Origin of the sequence: Fibrella rubiginis, assembly GCF_017353185.1 — a bacterium.
Classification (GTDB): domain Bacteria; phylum Bacteroidota; class Bacteroidia; order Cytophagales; family Spirosomataceae; genus Fibrella; species Fibrella rubiginis.
Map to the genome: position 1 here is coordinate 183,037 of NZ_JAFMYV010000011.1, position 16,570 is coordinate 199,606.

General features: G+C 50.9%; 9 protein-coding genes. 3 read left to right on the plus strand and 6 right to left on the minus strand.

The genetic code is table 11. The features are described 5' to 3' along the window. The first annotated feature begins 526 nt into the window (after positions 1-526). Genes J2I47_RS20410 through J2I47_RS20420 form a run of 3 tightly spaced genes read left to right on the plus strand, consistent with a single transcriptional unit; the run spans position 527 to position 6,034 of the window. A complete protein-coding gene (locus J2I47_RS20410) occupies positions 527-3,679 on the plus strand; it encodes a SusC/RagA family TonB-linked outer membrane protein (protein WP_207366456.1) in 3,153 nt (1,050 codons plus the stop codon). Positions 3,680-3,701: 22 nt separating this feature from the next. Beyond that, positions 3,702-5,177: a SusD/RagB family nutrient-binding outer membrane lipoprotein gene (locus tag J2I47_RS20415; protein ID WP_207366457.1), complete on the plus strand. Its 1,476-nt coding sequence runs from the start codon at positions 3,702-3,704 to the stop codon at positions 5,175-5,177. A gap of 26 nt (positions 5,178-5,203) precedes the next feature. Then, complete coding sequence (locus tag J2I47_RS20420; protein WP_207366458.1) at positions 5,204-6,034, plus strand: BT_3044 domain-containing protein; 831 nt, start codon at positions 5,204-5,206, stop codon at positions 6,032-6,034. Between the two features lie 77 nt (positions 6,035-6,111). On the opposite strand, the gene J2I47_RS20425 is transcribed toward J2I47_RS20420, so the two are convergent. The 6 genes from J2I47_RS20425 to J2I47_RS20450 form a co-directional block, all read right to left on the minus strand. Next, a complete protein-coding gene (locus J2I47_RS20425) occupies positions 6,112-6,627 on the minus strand; it encodes a DUF1735 domain-containing protein (protein ID WP_207366459.1) in 516 nt (171 codons plus the stop codon). Between the two features lie 18 nt (positions 6,628-6,645). Continuing rightward, positions 6,646-8,130, minus strand: a complete 1,485-nt coding sequence (locus tag J2I47_RS20430; protein ID WP_207366460.1) for a SusD/RagB family nutrient-binding outer membrane lipoprotein — start codon at positions 8,128-8,130, stop codon at positions 6,646-6,648. A gap of 18 nt (positions 8,131-8,148) precedes the next feature. Continuing rightward, complete coding sequence (locus J2I47_RS20435) at positions 8,149-11,424, minus strand: SusC/RagA family TonB-linked outer membrane protein (RefSeq protein ID WP_207366461.1); 3,276 nt, start codon at positions 11,422-11,424, stop codon at positions 8,149-8,151. 241 nt (positions 11,425-11,665) lie between these two features. Then, positions 11,666-13,156 carry a glycoside hydrolase family 130 protein gene (locus tag J2I47_RS20440; RefSeq protein ID WP_207366462.1) on the minus strand — a complete coding sequence of 497 codons (1,491 nt, stop codon included), beginning with the start codon at positions 13,154-13,156 and terminating at the stop codon, positions 11,666-11,668. Between the two features lie 153 nt (positions 13,157-13,309). After that, the gene (locus J2I47_RS20445; RefSeq protein ID WP_207366463.1) at positions 13,310-15,640 is read right to left on the minus strand and encodes a glycosyltransferase family 4 protein; all 2,331 of its coding nucleotides are present in this window, start codon (positions 15,638-15,640) and stop codon (positions 13,310-13,312) included. A 232-nt stretch (positions 15,641-15,872) separates the two neighbouring features. Then, entirely contained in the window at positions 15,873-16,418 is a 546-nt protein-coding gene (locus J2I47_RS20450) for a T9SS type A sorting domain-containing protein (protein WP_207366464.1), read from the minus strand. Between the last annotated feature and the right edge of the window lie 152 nt (positions 16,419-16,570).

Consider the following 16,570-nt stretch of genomic DNA (forward strand, 5'->3'; position numbering starts at 1 on the left):
TGTTGGTACTATACCTGAAACCAGCTAAACGACAAAAAGTTGGCTCATCTGAGGCAGTGAACCGGCAGGCCTTTTAATAAATAAGGATTTTTCCCTTTGCTGATTCCCAAACTAAACTCCCATATTTGACATCGTAACCGCCTGAAACGCCTGCGTAGCCAAACTTAGTGTATGGTTTCTACTGTGTGGCAGCGGGGTTAGGTTACCCTCTAAGATTGATTCTACCGTCTTAATAGTTGGATAAAGCGTAATTGAAAAGCGAACCGGCACTGCCAGTTCGCTTTTTTGTTTTCGGTCTATCTATAGTATGCCTTGTATATGATAAAGATTGCAGAATATACTATTTGTACTTAGTTGTCAGCGAACCTTTCTACCATTACTCATAAGTATAGCCGGGCATGGCAAGTAAAAATATGAGCCTTACAAAGTCTATTACCTAGAAATACATTAAAAAATTGTGAAATTTGCCTAGCCGGTAAAGTACCGGTGCGTCTAACCAATCACAAACTTCTTCTCAATTAACATGATGAGAAATTTACTCAAACTATGGCTGTTGCTGTTGTTTTCTGTGCCTGTACTAGCTCAGAATCAAACGGTTACAGGCAAGGTCACTTCATCAGATGATGGCTCGGCCATCCCCGGCGTAAGCGTAGTTATCAAGGGTACTACGCGCGGAACAACCACCGACGCCAACGGTGCATTCCAGGTAACGGCGGCAAACAACGCCCAATTGACCTTTTCCTACGTGGGCTTCAAAACCGTCACCGTAACGGTAGGCAATCGTAATACGGTCGATGTGAAACTAGAACCCGACGCCTCTTCGCTCAACGAAGTAGTTGTAACGGCTCTGGGTGTAGTACGTCAGCAAAAAGAGTTGGGTTCTGCCACAGAAGTCGTGAAGGCCGACAAGCTAGTTCAGGCACGCGCTACCAACATTGCCCAAGCGCTGTCGGGTAAAGTGGCAGGCCTGCAGATCAACACGATCAACAACGGGGTTGACCCTCAGACAAGGATTGTGTTGCGTGGCAACCGGTCGTTATTAGGTAACAACCAAGCGCTGGTTGTTATCGATGGAACGCAGGTTCCTCAAGACGCCATTAATTACCTAAACCCCAACGACATCGAGAATGTGTCTGTGTTAAAAGGGGCTAATGCAGCCGCTCTGTATGGTTCCGATGCGTCGAACGGAGCCTTACTCATTACAACCAAAAAGGGCTCGGTTACCGCTCCGCGCATCAACTATAGCAATACCACCTCCATTGAGCAAATTAGTTTCCTGCCCAAGTTCAATGACCGGTTTGGTGCTGGTACTGAAAGCTATAGCCGGGAGTATATTCCGTTCGAGAACCAAAGCTATGGTCCAGAATACGACGGTTCTACCAAAGACCTCGGCCAGACGTTGGAAGATGGCACCATTGCCAAAGCCGCCTATTCGTACAATCCCAACGGAAAGCTTAGCGCTTTTGATCAGGGGCTGGTGCAGCAGAATGACCTCTCGCTGACTTCCGGTGATCAAAACGGTAGTTTCTTGATTTCATTGCAGGATGTAAACTCACGGGGTGTGGTGCCGGGCGATCTGTCGCGTCGGACGGGTGGTCACCTAAGCGCTACGCGTAATTACGGCCGGTTTAGTGGTACGTTCAACGTTGATTACCGTATCAAAGATGTAGACCGGTCAACCTCTGGTTTTTACAATAACATTCTGAATACGGCGGGCAATATCGATCTGAATCAATATCGGAACTGGCAGCCCCTGCGCCTAGATAATGGCCAACTGAACCCCGCCAACCCGAACAACTATTTCAACGATTACTTCGACAACCCATTCTTCAGCAAGGACATCAACCGGCAGAACCGCGTGGACCGCTATCTGACGGGCAATGTGGAATTACGTTACAAAGCGGCTGAGTGGCTACAGTTTTTGTATCGGGTAGGCGTAACTAACCAGAACTTTGAATCAAAGAGCACATCAGCAAAATATGCTTATAGTGCTTACGCCAAGCAACATATATACCGGGCTAAAGATCTTCCTGGCGGTGTGACTGACTTTTCAGGTTATGAGCAGCGGATTAATCAGGACTTCTTTTTTACCGCCAACAAAAGTGCAGGGCCGTTTAAAGCCACGCTCATCGGGGGTTTTAACCTTCAGGAACGTAAATACAAGCAGGTTGTGACCAGCGCCAGCGCTCTGGTTATTCCTGATTTGTACAACGTCAGTAATCGAGTGGGTGAACCGGGAGCCTCAGAATTCAACGCCAAAGCACGCTTATTAGGGGCATATGGCGACCTAACAGTAGGGTTTAAAGACTTTCTCTTCCTGCATATGTCAGGTCGAAACGACTGGAGCTCTATTCTGGGGGCTAACAACCGCTCGTTCTTCTACCCTGGGGCCGATCTGTCGTTTGTAATAACCGACGCTGTTCCCTCACTAAAAAATGGCAATATTCTGAGTTCAGCCAAATTGCGGGCAGCAGCTACGCGGGTGGGTCAGATCAACCTGCCAGGCACGTTTGGGGCTTATCAACTCGAAACAGTCTATACGCCGGGTGGTGGTTTCCCTTATGGTGGATTGGCTGGCTTCACGCTGGGCAACACAGCCAACAACCCCAATATCCAGCCTGAATTCCTCGACTCGTATGAGGTGGGTGCTGAGCTTGCTTTCCTGGGCGACCGCATCACGCTGGATATGTCGTATTACACACAGCAGAATACGAACCAAACCGTGCGCATTGACGTGTCGCCGGCTACGGGCTATTCCGGTGCACTCATTAACACAGGTCGCCTGGACAACAATGGTTTTGAAGTTGATCTAAAAACGACGCCTGTTCGGCTAGACAACGGCTTCCGTTGGGATTTGGGTATCAACTATTCGCAGGTGAATACCAACGTGGTCTCTATTGTCGATGGACTGAAAGAGATTAACCTCAGTTCTTACTACGGTGTGGTCAACTCTGGTTTGTACCAAATCTTCGCCGTAGAAGGGCAGCAGTTCCCGGTGGTGAAAGTGGTGGGTTATGAACGCGAACGCGACGCTCAGGGCAACATTATTCCTGGTGGCCGGGTGGTGGTCGATCCCGCATCGGGCTATCCGCTCAAATCGAATGAACTCATCAACCTTGGCCGCACCAACCCCCGCGACCGGCTGGGTATCAACACGACGTTGCGCTATAAAGGGTTTTCACTGTCGGGCACAGCTGAGTACCGGGGTGGTAACGTAATTGCCCACGGCCTGGCCGAAACCATGTGGTTTACCGGTGCAGCCTATGCCACCACCACCTACGGTCGTGAGCGGTTTGTGTTCCCTAACTCGGTTACCAAAAACGCTGACGGTACCTATACCGCCAATACCAGCATTGCCGTAAAAGATGGTGGCTTGGGGGCGTTCGACAGCAACCTGCGTAACTTCGGCGAGAACTTCGTAACAAACGGTGCCTTCTGGAAACTCCGCGAACTGGCCATCAATTACACCGTTTCACCGGCGTTGTTGCAAAAAACGCGCTTTATTAAGAACGCGTCAGTAGGCTTGGTAGGCCGAAACCTGGTCACGCTTCTGCCCAAAGAGAATATCTATACCGATCCCGAATTCAACAACACTACGACCAACGCCGTAGGGGTAAACACCAACGCCATTACGCCACCTACGCGGACATACGGTTTCACGGTGCAGCTCGGTTTCTAATCATTTTCCTGACATCACAATCATGAAGCATACAGTAAAAATAGTAGCTCTGTTCGTTGCCCTGCTGACGGTCAGTAGCTGCAAAGAGGGTTACCTCGACATTAACAAGAACCCTAATGATGCCACCAGCTCAACGCCCGATCTGATCCTCTCGGCGGCGTTGAACGCCACGGCGGCGGGTATGATTAACCCAAACGAAATCGGCCACTTCTGGGCCGGTCAGTGGTCACCGTCGGGCAGCGTATCGGGTTTTAACCCCGAGAAAACATATGACTTGCCATCGAACTTCCGTACCGGTGTTTGGACCCAGGCCTATGATAATCTGTCTGACTATGACGTGATTGAGCAGGCTGCCACCACCAGCAAGCAGCCTGCCTTTGTAGGCATTGCTAAGGTGATGAAGGCGTTTGTGTTTCAGCGCCTTGTCGATACTTATGGCAACGTACCCTACACAGAAGCGCTGAAAGGCACGGCTATTCTTCGTCCAAAGTATGACGACGCCCAGGCTATTTACGACGACTTGTCGAAGCAACTTGATGCAGCTGTAACCAACCTGAAGACACCGTTGACCGCTGAAAACCCATCACCAGGGGCCAGCGACATCGTGTTTGCTGGCGACATGGGTAAGTGGGTGCGTTTTGCCAATACGCTGAAGCTGCGCCTGATGCTCCGTCAAACCAACATTGCAGCAAAAGAGGCCACTATTAAAGCTGAAATTACCAAAGCAGCAGGTAACGGTGGTTTTCTGGCAGCAGGTGAAAACGCGCTGGCATCGCCGGGTTACCTGAAGACTGCAGGAAAACAGAACCCCTTCTACGAGAACTACGGTTTCACGGCTGCCGGTACGCTATCGGGCAACCACGATTTTTACACCAACGCTGATTTCTTCATCACGTTCCTGTCGAATAACGTTGACCCCCGGTTACCCCGCTTTGCTACACTCAACAACGCCGGGAAATATGTAGGCGTACCGTTTGGTGATGGCAACGACGCGTATCTGTACGCTAAAACGTCGGGCTTTGGCCCAGCTATCCTGAAAGGGTTTGACCAAAAGCAGGTGCTGATGCAGTCGGCAGAGAGCTTTTTCCTGCAAGCAGAGGCCGCCCAGCGTGGCTACCTGACCGGATCGGCCAAGACACTGTTTGAGAGCGGTGTTACCGAATCGTTCAAATTTCTGGAAGTACCCGACGCCGTCAAAGCCGCAGCTGCCTACGCGGCCGACGCTGTACCAATCCGCAACTTCGATGCGTCGCCCAATAAGCTGGAGGCCATTATTACCCAAAAATGGGTGGCGTTGGGTGCCTTTGAAGGCTTCGAGGCCTGGACCGAATACCGCCGCACGGGTTTCCCTAAAGTGCCGATCTCGACCCGCGCCGTGGGCACCAAACAGCCCGCCCGGTTCCTGTATCCTAACCAGGAGCTAGGCACCAATGAGGCCAACGTGAAAGCACAAGGTACCATCAGCCAGTTCGACACCAAGATTTTCTGGATGAAGTAATTCATGCCTAAACTGAATCATCAATCATGAAAAAATACATTCTAACGGGCCTTTCGGCATTGAGTCTGCTGGTAACGACCAGCGGTTGCCTACAGGACAAAGGCTATACCGACATTATTAACGCCGTGGGTGCACAGCCCATCGTGAGCATCTTTGGCAGCGGCAGCGGCAACAAAGTGCTGGGCGTCGATTTCAAGACGACACCCGTAGCCACTGAGTTGTTTTCGGTCAACCTGGGGTCGCCAGCGGTGCTCACGTCTGATGTGACGGCCACCGTAAGCGTAGACCCAACCCTGCTAACGGGCACTGGTCTTGAGTTGCTACCCGCCGACACCTATTCGATTCCGAGCACGCAGGTAACCATTAAGGCCGGTCAGCGCGACGTACCGTTTGTGGTGAACATTAACTCGTCGAAGATTGACCTGAAAAAATCGTTTGCACTACCCCTAACTATTACGGCGGCTAGTGGTGCCATCATTGCCTCAAACCTGAAGAGCGTGGTGTATGCCATTAAAGTAAATAACGTCTACGCAGGAAATTACCAATCAACGGGTCGATTTGAACACCCTGTAGCGACTAGTTCCCGCGACATCAATCGTTCAAAAACATTGAGCACCATTGATGCTACTACCAGCGAAACGGAATTTGCTGATTTAGGCGGTAGCGGCTGGACGATGCAGCTAAGAATAAATGCCGACAACACGGTTACGCTGATTCCAACGGGAAATGCTAATGCAAGTGCTAAGCAGGCAGGCGTAAATAAATACGATCCAGCCACCAAAACATTCACCCTGAACTACTCATACCCAGGTGCGGGCGGCGACAGGGTAATTACCGAAACGATCAAGAAGAAATAACCCAGACTGGTTTTTAGTAACGCAAAAGGCCCCTGCCAGTACTGGCAGGGGCCTTTTGCGTTACTAAAAACCAAACCCTATTTTACCGTTATAGCCAAAATTTGGGTACGGTAATTGGCGCTGATGGTAACATTGCTGGGCACTGTCTGTATGCTCAGAGCCAGCGCGTAAGGGCCACCCGTGGTAGGCACCTGACTACCAATAAACGACACATTGACCGTGCCAATTCGATTACCCGATGCTACAGTGACTGTCGCTGGAGACAGTTGATAAGCCGTTGCCGGCAACAGCTTATAAGCTCTGTTGTTAGCCTTGTTATACGCATCTAATGCTGCCTGATCCGGACCAACGCCTATCTGAACATCCGTGGTTGGCGGATTAGGCGACGCAATATTGATGTCAACGGGAGCTACGGTTGGCGTAGTGCCGGCAGCTACCGTTACAGCTTTTAAGATGCTCCGGTTAGCCACGTAAGGGATCTCGGCGACGTAGCCTGAGGCGGCAAAATCAACGAAATGCTCATCGTCTTTCAGGCACGAGGTCATGCTGAGGGCAACACTCGCAGCCAAAACGACTTTAAATAACTTATTCATGGTGATGGTGTTAGCTGGTTATTTGATCCAGAAGATCTTGCTCGTAAACTGGTTGATTGTGCCCTGTGCATTCACCACGGTGGCATTGGTGCTATACTCCGTTTGCGGATAGAACAGCCGAACCGGAATCTGTCTTACCGACGTACTAGGCTCCTGCGAAATCGGAAGGTCAGCAGGCAACCCCAGGCGGCGGTAATCAGACCAGGCTTCGAAGGGAGCCAGACCATTTTCTGAAATCCATTTCTGGGTGATGATCGTCGCAATTTTGTTGGTCGACGCATCAAAATCAACGTTGGCAACCCCCGCCTGAGCCAGGTACGTAGTAGCTTCGGCAGCGCTACGGCCCGAATTGACAAACGACTCCGTTACCGCGGCCTGATAGAGTGCCTTAGGTGTGCCCGTAATGTAACCACGCTGCGCCGCTTCGGCTTGCATAAACAGACTCTCGTGCGACGACAAAATAACTGCAGGTTTGTCTACCCCCGTCAGCACACCCGGGCCAATGTCAGATACCAGGCTGTTCACCTGTACGTCGACAGTACCGAAATTAGTGCCGTTGAAATTGGTACCCGTACCTCCCACAGGCCGGTAGTAAGCAGCAATGCGGGGGTCTTTGGTCTGCTTCAATACCGACAAAGCATAGGCGTTGGCCTTGTACTGGTTGTTGGTCGTTGTGGGCGAACCATTCACGGCATAGAAAGCACCGTAGAGCGGATTCTGCTGATTTTGTGAATTAGTATAGCCCGGATTTACCTGTGCATTTTCGCCCGCGCCCAGGAAGCCATAACCCGATGCTTTGATCGCAGCGAACTGCGTTTGAAGGTAAGCAGCACGATCTGCCTTCTCTGTCTGGCGAAGCAGGATTCTCAATTTCAGCGTGTTGGCAAACCGCTGCCATTTAGCAATGTCGCCACCAAACATAATGTCGTTGGTGCCGGGGTTGCGCGTACCACTTCCCTTTGCCAGCAGGGCTAAACCAGCGTCGATCTGTTTGATCAAATCGTCATAAATATCCTGCGCCTTATCGTAGGAAGGCGTAATGGCACCCGTACCCTGCAACGCCTGCGTGTAAGGAATATCGCCGTAGGTATCGACCAGTATCTGAAAGTGATAGGCCTTCATGATCTTGCCCATACCCTGCAACAACGGCTGATTCAGCGCGGCACCCTGCTGATCGATGTAGTTGTAGTTCTTCAGGTTGATGTATCCGTTTGTCCAGATACCCTGATTGAAACTGTTCGTAAACTGGTAGTTCTTATCCGACAGGTTGATCGAATAGTTACCACTCCAGTTCCAGTAGCCCATCCAGAGATTCAGAAAATAGAAGCTCGTGGTCATGTAAGCCCCGGTGTTGGCCAGGGCGTCGGGCAGTACCAGTTCGGGCGTGGCCGCCGTTACCTGGTTGGGGTTATTGTTGATGTCGAGAAACTCCTGCTTACACCCGGCCTGCGCCATGAGTAAGACAGCCAGCAGCCCGGCAGTGACATTCTTTATAGACTTCATTGTTTGTCGAGTTAAAAATTAAAAACCAACCGTTACCCGGAATCCATAGAAACGCGTTGGCGGTGCCTGGTACTCGGTTGTTACCCCTACGGCGTTGCTGGTATCGTTGGCATTGTTACCACCTGAGAACTCAGGATCAGTGAAGACGTTGGTCTTAGGGCGCAGCATCAGCAGGTTACGACCCGTGAAGGCAATGTTAACCGAACGGATGAACTTGGTATAGCCTAGGATATTGGCCGGAATATCATAGCCAATGGCGGCTTCACGCAGTTTCCAGAAGTCGGCGCTCGTTACGTAGCTGTAGCCCGCATTGTGGTAGGCCGAGTTAGTCCAGAACGTCAGGTTACCGTCTTTGGTCGTGATGTTCGTGTTTGGCGTGATAGTCCCCGTAGTACCGTCAGCATTGTTAGGACCCACTGTTACTGAGTTCGGGAACACGAAGTTCTGCCGACCAGCATAGGTAGACCGAATACCCGCACCCGTAAACTCAAGCGCATTGCCCAGGGCGTTGTAGATGACAGCACCACCACGATATTCGACCACGGCGTTTAGCGACAGGCCCTTGTAGCGGAAGGTGTTTGTCCAACCAAAACGAGTAGTTGGCTGCGTAGTACCTGCGTATTTGAGGTTCGGGTCCAGAATGGGGTAACCCGTTGTGGCACTCACCACCGGCCGACCAACATACTGCCCCGTTGGGTCGTAGTTAGCGGCTTTGGGGTCGGCATTCTGTATCCGCTGAATGTCATTAACAAACAGGGCGGGATAAGGATACCCCTTGGCAAAATAAATATCTGAACCTACTCCATTAGCATATGGCACATTACCCCGGGGCAAGTCTTTATAAATGTCATCGACGTTGCTCTTCAGGAAAGTGAAGTTCACGCTAGCATCCCAGTTGAAATTACCAACTGACACCAGTGGCTTTTGGGTACGCAGATCCAGTTCAATACCGCTGTTTGTCATCGAACCCGTATTAATGAGCGCCCGTGTGTAACCCGTGGCCCGCGACACGTCGATAGGTACTGTCTGGTTTGTTGTAATCGTGTTGTAATACACAGCTTCCAGCAAGAACCGGTCAAACAGACTCATTTCAATGCCTACCTCCTTGTTAGTCGTGAACTCTGGCTTCAGCAGCGGGTCATTCTGGGTGTTGCCCAACTCAAAACCAGCCTGCCCGCCAAAGGGAAATCCAACGCCAGGGTTAAACACGTTCTGCAACTGGTAAGGCCCCACGTTTACTTGGCCTACTTTGGATATACCACCCCGTACTTTTAGATAAGAAATAGCTCGGCTATCTTTTAACGACGGTACCAGATCGCTAACAATAAGAGAAGCGTCTATGCTGGGGTAGAAGAACGTCCGGTTCGACGGAGCCAGTAACGAGGTGTAATCCTGCCGACCGGTGGCGTGAATAAACGCAAAGTCTTTGTAGCCCACCGTAAAATCACCGAAGAAGCCAATAAGACGGTTGTTACCGTTGTATTCAGACAACACAGGATTACCTAGACGGTTAGCCACATTATATACACCAGGCACCACTAAAGCAGAGGCGAAGTCTGACATGTTACGCCGAAACTCCTGCCGGGTTTGTTGACCCAAAATCAGTGTCGTGGTAAAATCGCCAAACTTGGGATTCATTGTCAACAGTAGGTCACCGGTAAAACGCGTGAAGAAAAAGGAATTATCACGCACCTGCGCATTGACATGACCCGTTGACGAGGCAATATTACCAGCTTCCCAGGGGTCGCCTAGCGCGTATTCAGAAAACGTTACGTCAGCGATGTGCGACTTGTACTGCGAAGCATTAACCTGACCACCAATACGATATAGTGCTCTCAGCCAGGGCGTAAACTGGTAGGCTACGTCGGTAGAACCTTGTATGGTATATATATCGTTTACCTGCCGCGAATTGTCGCCGGTAATCTGCCAGTACGGGTTAGGGTAATAAGCGTTGTAATAGCCATTTACGTCACCATACGGCGAGTTGATGTCGTTGAGCGGGTAGCTGTTGATGGGGGCATGTGCCTGCTGATTCAGCACGTTCCAGTAAACAGGCCGGTTCTGATTAAAATCGCCGTTTTCCGTGTTCGTGTTCTGGTAGGCGAATTTTACAGCACCTGTCACCGTCAACCTATCGACTGACCGGCCACCGTTGATGCTGATTGCGGTTCGCTGGTACTTATCGTTAGGAACGATACCTTTTTGATCAACACGTTGCAGGCTCAGACCAAAGAAATTCTGCGCATCGCCTATGCGGTATGACAGGTCATGCTGTGAAGTAACCCCCGTCTTGAAGAAAGCTCGCCGTGGATCAGTAGTCGGTGATGAATAAGGCACTTTCAACGTGTCGAGGCGTACATTACCATTGGCATCGCGGATTTCAACGCCATAGCCCAGTGGACGGAGCGAGCCATCATAAGGATCACCGAAACTCTGGTTTTCGTAGGGAACGTAGAGCCGGCGGTAGTTACGGTCGTAGAAGGGTTGACCCTCACCACCGTTACCCCCAAACTGCGTTTGCAGACCCGGCATGTATGAGATGCTCTCAAACTGCGTGTTGTTGCTGTAGGAGATCTGTGGCTTGGCGTTTTTCGTGCCTTTTTTGGTCGTAATAATCAGTACGCCGTTAGAAGCGTCTGATCCGTAAAGGGCCGCCGCACTAGGTCCTTTCAGTACGTTGGTCTGGTCAACGTCGTTCGGGTTAATCGAATTCAGAAAGCTGATATCCGATACCACCCCGTCAACTACCAACAGAGGCTGGTTATTACCCAAAAATGATCGGTTACCACGTAACGTAATCCGGGCACCCGCACCCACACCGTTGTTGGTGGTGCTGATCTGTAAACCCGATACCTTGCCTGTGAGCCCGTTGGCAATGTTAACCGGAGCAGCCTGGTTGATTTGGGCACTGTTAACCTTAGCGATAGACGTACCTAACTCACGCTCCGTACGCTGAATACCAAACGCCGTAACTACTACTTCGTTAAGGCTGGTGGCATCTGGCTTCAGCGTAACGTCAATTTTGGTTTGGTTTCCCGTCACCACTTCCTGTGAAGTGAAACCGATAAACGAGTAAACCACCGTAACAGTGCCTGATGGTACCGAAAGCGAATACTGCCCGTTGGCGTCGGTGGTAGTACCCCGGCTGGTTCCCTTCAACGTTACACTCACACCGGGCAGTACTGAGTTGTCTTCGCCGGAGGTGACGCGCCCGGTAATCGTCCGGTTTTGCGCCAAAGCGGGCAGACTTAGCAGGCACAGCACTAGCTGCGCCAACATTAAAAGTTTTCTCATTGGAGATGAGTAGTTTGGTGAAAAAGCTAACAAAACGTATTACTAGTAACTCAAAATTAACGGTTAGTTAGCATGCCAACAAAATATTATTTGTACAATCATCAGCATATCATTCGGCCAAATGTTCTTTTTACCTACATAATATTTTGCCATACCCCAACTAAAAAGTAAATACTCAAAATAAAAAATGCCCAACGCTTTCTGCATTGGGCATCCACTTAAGTACCAATACTCAGTACTGCTAATTAACTTCATTTAACACCGTCTGGGGAACTACCTGTCCGGCTTTTAATTCAGCCAACAGTTCGTCGAGGTTAACCGTGGCAAAACTGCTGGCGTAGTCAGACATCGCGTAGGGAATGATCAGCTTGTTCTGGTACACCTGTCCCCCACAGCTGTAGACCACATTGGGCACGTATCCTTCACGCTCATTGGCGTCTGGACTGAGCAGTGGTTCGCTCATACGACCAATCACTTTCGAGGGGTCATTGAGATCCAGCAGAAATGCACCGATGGCATATTTCCGCATCGGCCCTACGCCGTGGGTCAGCACCAGCCAGCCCGCCTCGGTCTCGATCGGCGACCCGCAGTTGCCCAGTTGTACGTATTCCCAGGGGTAGGTTGGTTTGGCAATCAGTTCTTTGGTCTGCCAGAAATACAGGTCGTCGGAGTACATCAGGTACACATTTTCGCCATCCTGCCGCGACAGCGTAGCGTAACGACCGTTGATTTTACGCGGAAACAAGGCCATGCCCTTATTCTGCACTTCTGCCCCATTGAGCGTACTGGCCGAGAAATGGGTAAAATCGGTAGTTTCCAGCAACTGCGGAAACGTAACCCGGCCGTTATAGGCTGTATAGGTAGCGTAATAGGTTATTTTGCCATCGTCGTCGCAAAACTCCACAAACCGGGCATCTTCAATACCATTTGTTTCGTTGGGCGAATACGGAAAAATGCACCGCTCGTCGAGGCTCTGATCATCGTCGAAGTGCATTTCGTAGTTCGACCGGGCCAGGGCCAGCAATCCGCTCGTGATGGTGTCGTACTCGGCGTTGTGGCGGAATTGGCTCATCACACGTTTTACCTGCGCCTCCAGATCGGGTAGGGTGAATTCGTCGCTGAGGCCCGCCAAAATACCTTCCGAAATACTGTTGATCAACCGCAGTTCGTACAGCTTCTTAACAAAGATATCCTTCTTAAACTGCTGACTGACAATCAGTTCCGGCGACGTTACGTGCCGTGAGGGTTTCTGCAAGACAATGTCGCCCTCCTTGTCTACGTAGCCCGTACGGAACGAGATCGACGAGATGTGGCCTTCGCCGGTGGCCCGCAGACTGAGAATAAACCGCTTGTATCCCGCTGGCAGGTTGGTCTGATCGGGATGCCAGATCATCGACGGGTTGAACAAGGCCGCCGACTCCAGCGAGTATTCCATGGTAAAGTAAGCCCCCAGCAATAGCTTGCGCTCCATCAACAGCGGCTCGTCGGTGAGCAGATGCTCCTTCACCTGTTCAAATCGGTTCAGAAAAAAGCGTTCGAGCCGATAATGCCGTCCGCCAAATTCGCGGATTACCTCTTCTAGTTTCACCTCTACCTCGTCATCGGTAAGAGAACTAACGCGGGCAATGATTTTCAAAATGCGGTTACTGTTGCCCAGATCAAACGGGCGATAGAGAACGCGGGCAGGATCTGGGCGCAAAACTATGCCCGTGCGGGTGGCTTTGATCGGCATAAGGAGGAGGTTCGTTAGTGAAGGTCTAAAGTCTACTGTCTAAAGTCCAAAGTTGGCTGACGCAAGCGTACACGGGCGTCAGCCAACTTTGGACTTTAGACAGTAGACTTTAGACCTTCACTAATGAACTGTTGACTCTATAGGTTTACCCTGCTAAGATAAGCTACTGGTTACCGCCCGCACAAACGATTTTTCGAGTAGTGGCTTCACCGCTACCTGCAACTCAGTAAGAGCCAGCAGATAAGACAATGTTGATTCAGCACCCTGATTCTGGTTGACACGGTCAATGTGTAATCCATCGCGGCAACCGCCCGTCATGGAGTCATAAAGGGGCAATCCTAAGTCATTATGACCTGTAAACCAACGGAATACGCGTAATGCGCGGCGGTGCCACTCAGGGTCGCTGCTGTACTGCCAGGCCGTAAGACACGCGCTGATGGTGCTCTGCGCTTCCAGTGGCTGCTGATCGAAATACGCACGCAGAAGGCCTTTACTATAAAATCCGTCCGACCCGATCGGTTGAAAATGTCCCTTACCGGTTTTGCCATTATCAGGTAGTGGCGTGGCGGTCTGCTGTTCGATCAGCCATTCCAAAGCGGTAAAGCCAATATTGATTCCCTCCCGGTTATCGGAGACCAGTAGCGCGTGGGCCATCACGGCGTTATCGTAAGCGAGCGTATTCTCAAACCAGCGCCAGTCATCAGAGGCGGTTTCGTGATACCGGAAAATAAGCTTGTTAACCAATTTCTGCTGAATCGACTTGGCCAGCCGGTCATCACTGAACCGCTTGAGGTATTCGTGAATGCCCAGCAACGCAAAGGCCCAGGACCGCGGCGACTCCATATCGACGGTGCCGGGTAGTACGTTCTCGATCAGGGTCATGGCCCAGGTTAATGTGTTCTGTTCGTCAGACCGGCCAATGCAGGTACCCAATGCCCAGATAGCCCGCCCGGTGCTGTCTTCCGAACCTACTTCTTCCAGCCATTGGCGGTCGTAGCTCATGAAATTCCTAAACCGCCGCTTTTCGGGCGAAAAGGCATAATTCAGGAAAGCCATGTACGTGTCGGCGAGCTGGTCAATCCGGCGGTCATGCTGTCCCGTCTCCTTCAACCACATGGTTAAAATCAGGGCACGGGCATTATCATCGGTACAATAGCCTTCTTCGTAAAAAGGCAAATGGTAACGGGCGTGCTGAATAATTCCGGTTGAATCGCTGAGACGATACAGGTGATCCAGCTTCAGGGTAGGCAGTTGCAGATTACCGTTGTTGCTACCCGGAAACAAGCTTTGCGATGCCCGCATCCGTTCCAGCCGGGCCTGACCAAATGACTCAGCATACTGTTTGATCACGTTTTCCCAGATCATCTCGCGGCCCATCAGATAGCCCCGTTTGCGCATAGCGTGGCGCATGGGTTCATCCGTAAGCAGATTGATGACCTGATCGGCAATGGCTTCGCTGTCGCCAAAGGGCACAAGAATACCACGGCCGTCGGCCAGCAGTTCTTCGGCGTGCCAGTAGGGCGTTGAGATAACGGCCTTACCCACGCCTACCGAGTAGGCCAGCGTACCCGACGTGATCTGTGCGGGGTTAAGGTAGGGCGTGATGTAAATATCGGCAGCACCTAAAAACTCCAGCAGATCATCAAGCTCAACAAACTGATCGTAAAATTTTATGTGGTCGGCTACCCCATTATCCTGCGCCAGCTTTTTCAGGCTGTCGCGGTAAGCCTCGCCCTCGTGCCGGATCAGATGCGGGTGTGTAGCGCCAAGCACCATATACACCACATTCGGAAACTGCTCTACAATGCGGGGCAGGGCGTTGATCACGTTCTCGATTCCTTTATTCGGCGACAATAGCCCAAAGGTGAGCAGTACCTGCTTGCCCTCCATCTCAAACCGGTCTTTGTAGAAATGAGGATCTACAAAGGGCATATCGGGAATACCGTGAGCGATAACGTCGATTTTCTCATCGGGAATTTCGTAGATCGACGTCAGAAACTGCCGCCCCTTTTCGCTCATGCATACCACCCGCGCCGACAGGTCAGCAATTGCTTTCAATGTTAGCAGTTGATCCTGATCGGGGGTTTTCAGAATGGTATGAAACGTGCTCACAATCGGCATCTTCAGATTACGCAGCAACGTCAGAATATAGTTGCCCGCCGTGCCTCCGTAAATACCATATTCATGTTGAAGACACACCACATCAACGTTTCGGGAGTTTAAAAATTCGGCGGCTTTCTTGTACGATTCCAAGTCGTGCTGAAAAAACTCGTAACGCACTTCGTCGGGATAATCATAACCCTCTGTGGTGTCGTTAACAGACACTACCCAGGGGCGGGCATTGGGAATAAATGTGGAGTATGACTTGTACAAATCGGCCGTAAATGTGGCAATACCGCACTGACGAGGCAAATAGTCGCCAACGAAGGCTACATTTTTGGGTTGAACAAAAAGGCTCGGCGGGGTTTGGGTTGAGGTGTTCATGGCGTTGAGTTGCCTACCCTGTAAAGCAAAAGCACTGTATATCAGCACGTAAGCAGGCACTCACATAACACATTTACGCCTGTATAGTTTGCACTATTTACAGAACGGCACATAGACAAAAAGCCCACTCCTGCGAATGGGCTTTGGCAATGCCTGTATGCTACAGCGCTATTGCGTACTTAAGAATCTGTATATCAATAAACTGTGCGGGGGTATAAGGCAGTGAACACCGCTATTGCTTCAGCAACCGAATTACTTTGGTCTGATTATCCGTTTTTACCTGATAGAGGTATACGCCAGTCGGCAAATTGCCGCCTTCTACACCCAGCTTATACGTACCCGCTGCCTGCACACCGTCTGATTCCGAGTGCCGGATAATGCCGCCGCGGGCGTCGGTCAATGTATGTTTCACTGTAGTGGCTGTGGGTAGCGTATACTCAACCGTGGTCAAATCCTGGAACGGATTGGGCGATGCTGACACCAGCAGCCCCGAACCAGGCTCAGCCGACCGGGCCGACACAGGCGCAATAGTAGCCTTAAACACAGAACCGGCGCGGGCCTCGAAACCCGGGTTCAGCATAATGGACTTACCGGCAGTATAGGTGGCGGTGGCCTGTTGCTCAACTACGTTCGTTGCCGAAATGTGTTGCACGGCTTTCAGATCATACCGGATATTGGCCCGCACCGACTGGCTAACGACGGCCTGTTGGTCAACATCCTGCGCGGTGGCTGCCATAACAACCAAACAAAATGATAGGGAGAGTAGCGTCTGTTTCATAAGCAAAACCGGTTTAGCCGGTCGATACGACAAGTTTACCCATTTTTAGTACAAAATGTTTACTAAACACCAAAAAATCAGTGTAATTCAGTAACCGTTTTACTAGTCGGCACGTTATGCCAGTCTAACTTGATCAGCCTCTTTCGGGCAAC

What these genes read in the sequence shown, in the direction of transcription:
- J2I47_RS20410 (WP_207366456.1), top strand. Translation starts at nt 527, where the DNA reads ATGAGAAATTTACTCAAACTATGGCTGTTGCTGTTGTTTTCTGTGCCT.
- J2I47_RS20415 (WP_207366457.1), top strand. Translation starts at nt 3,702, where the DNA reads ATGAAGCATACAGTAAAAATAGTAGCTCTGTTCGTTGCCCTGCTGACG.
- J2I47_RS20420 (WP_207366458.1), top strand. Translation starts at nt 5,204, where the DNA reads ATGAAAAAATACATTCTAACGGGCCTTTCGGCATTGAGTCTGCTGGTA.
- J2I47_RS20425 (WP_207366459.1), bottom strand. Translation starts at nt 6,627, where the DNA reads ATGAATAAGTTATTTAAAGTCGTTTTGGCTGCGAGTGTTGCCCTCAGC.
- J2I47_RS20430 (WP_207366460.1), bottom strand. Translation starts at nt 8,130, where the DNA reads ATGAAGTCTATAAAGAATGTCACTGCCGGGCTGCTGGCTGTCTTACTC.
- J2I47_RS20435 (WP_207366461.1), bottom strand. Translation starts at nt 11,424, where the DNA reads ATGAGAAAACTTTTAATGTTGGCGCAGCTAGTGCTGTGCCTGCTAAGT.
- J2I47_RS20440 (WP_207366462.1), bottom strand. Translation starts at nt 13,156, where the DNA reads ATGCCGATCAAAGCCACCCGCACGGGCATAGTTTTGCGCCCAGATCCT.
- J2I47_RS20445 (WP_207366463.1), bottom strand. Translation starts at nt 15,640, where the DNA reads ATGAACACCTCAACCCAAACCCCGCCGAGCCTTTTTGTTCAACCCAAA.
- J2I47_RS20450 (WP_207366464.1), bottom strand. Translation starts at nt 16,418, where the DNA reads ATGAAACAGACGCTACTCTCCCTATCATTTTGTTTGGTTGTTATGGCA.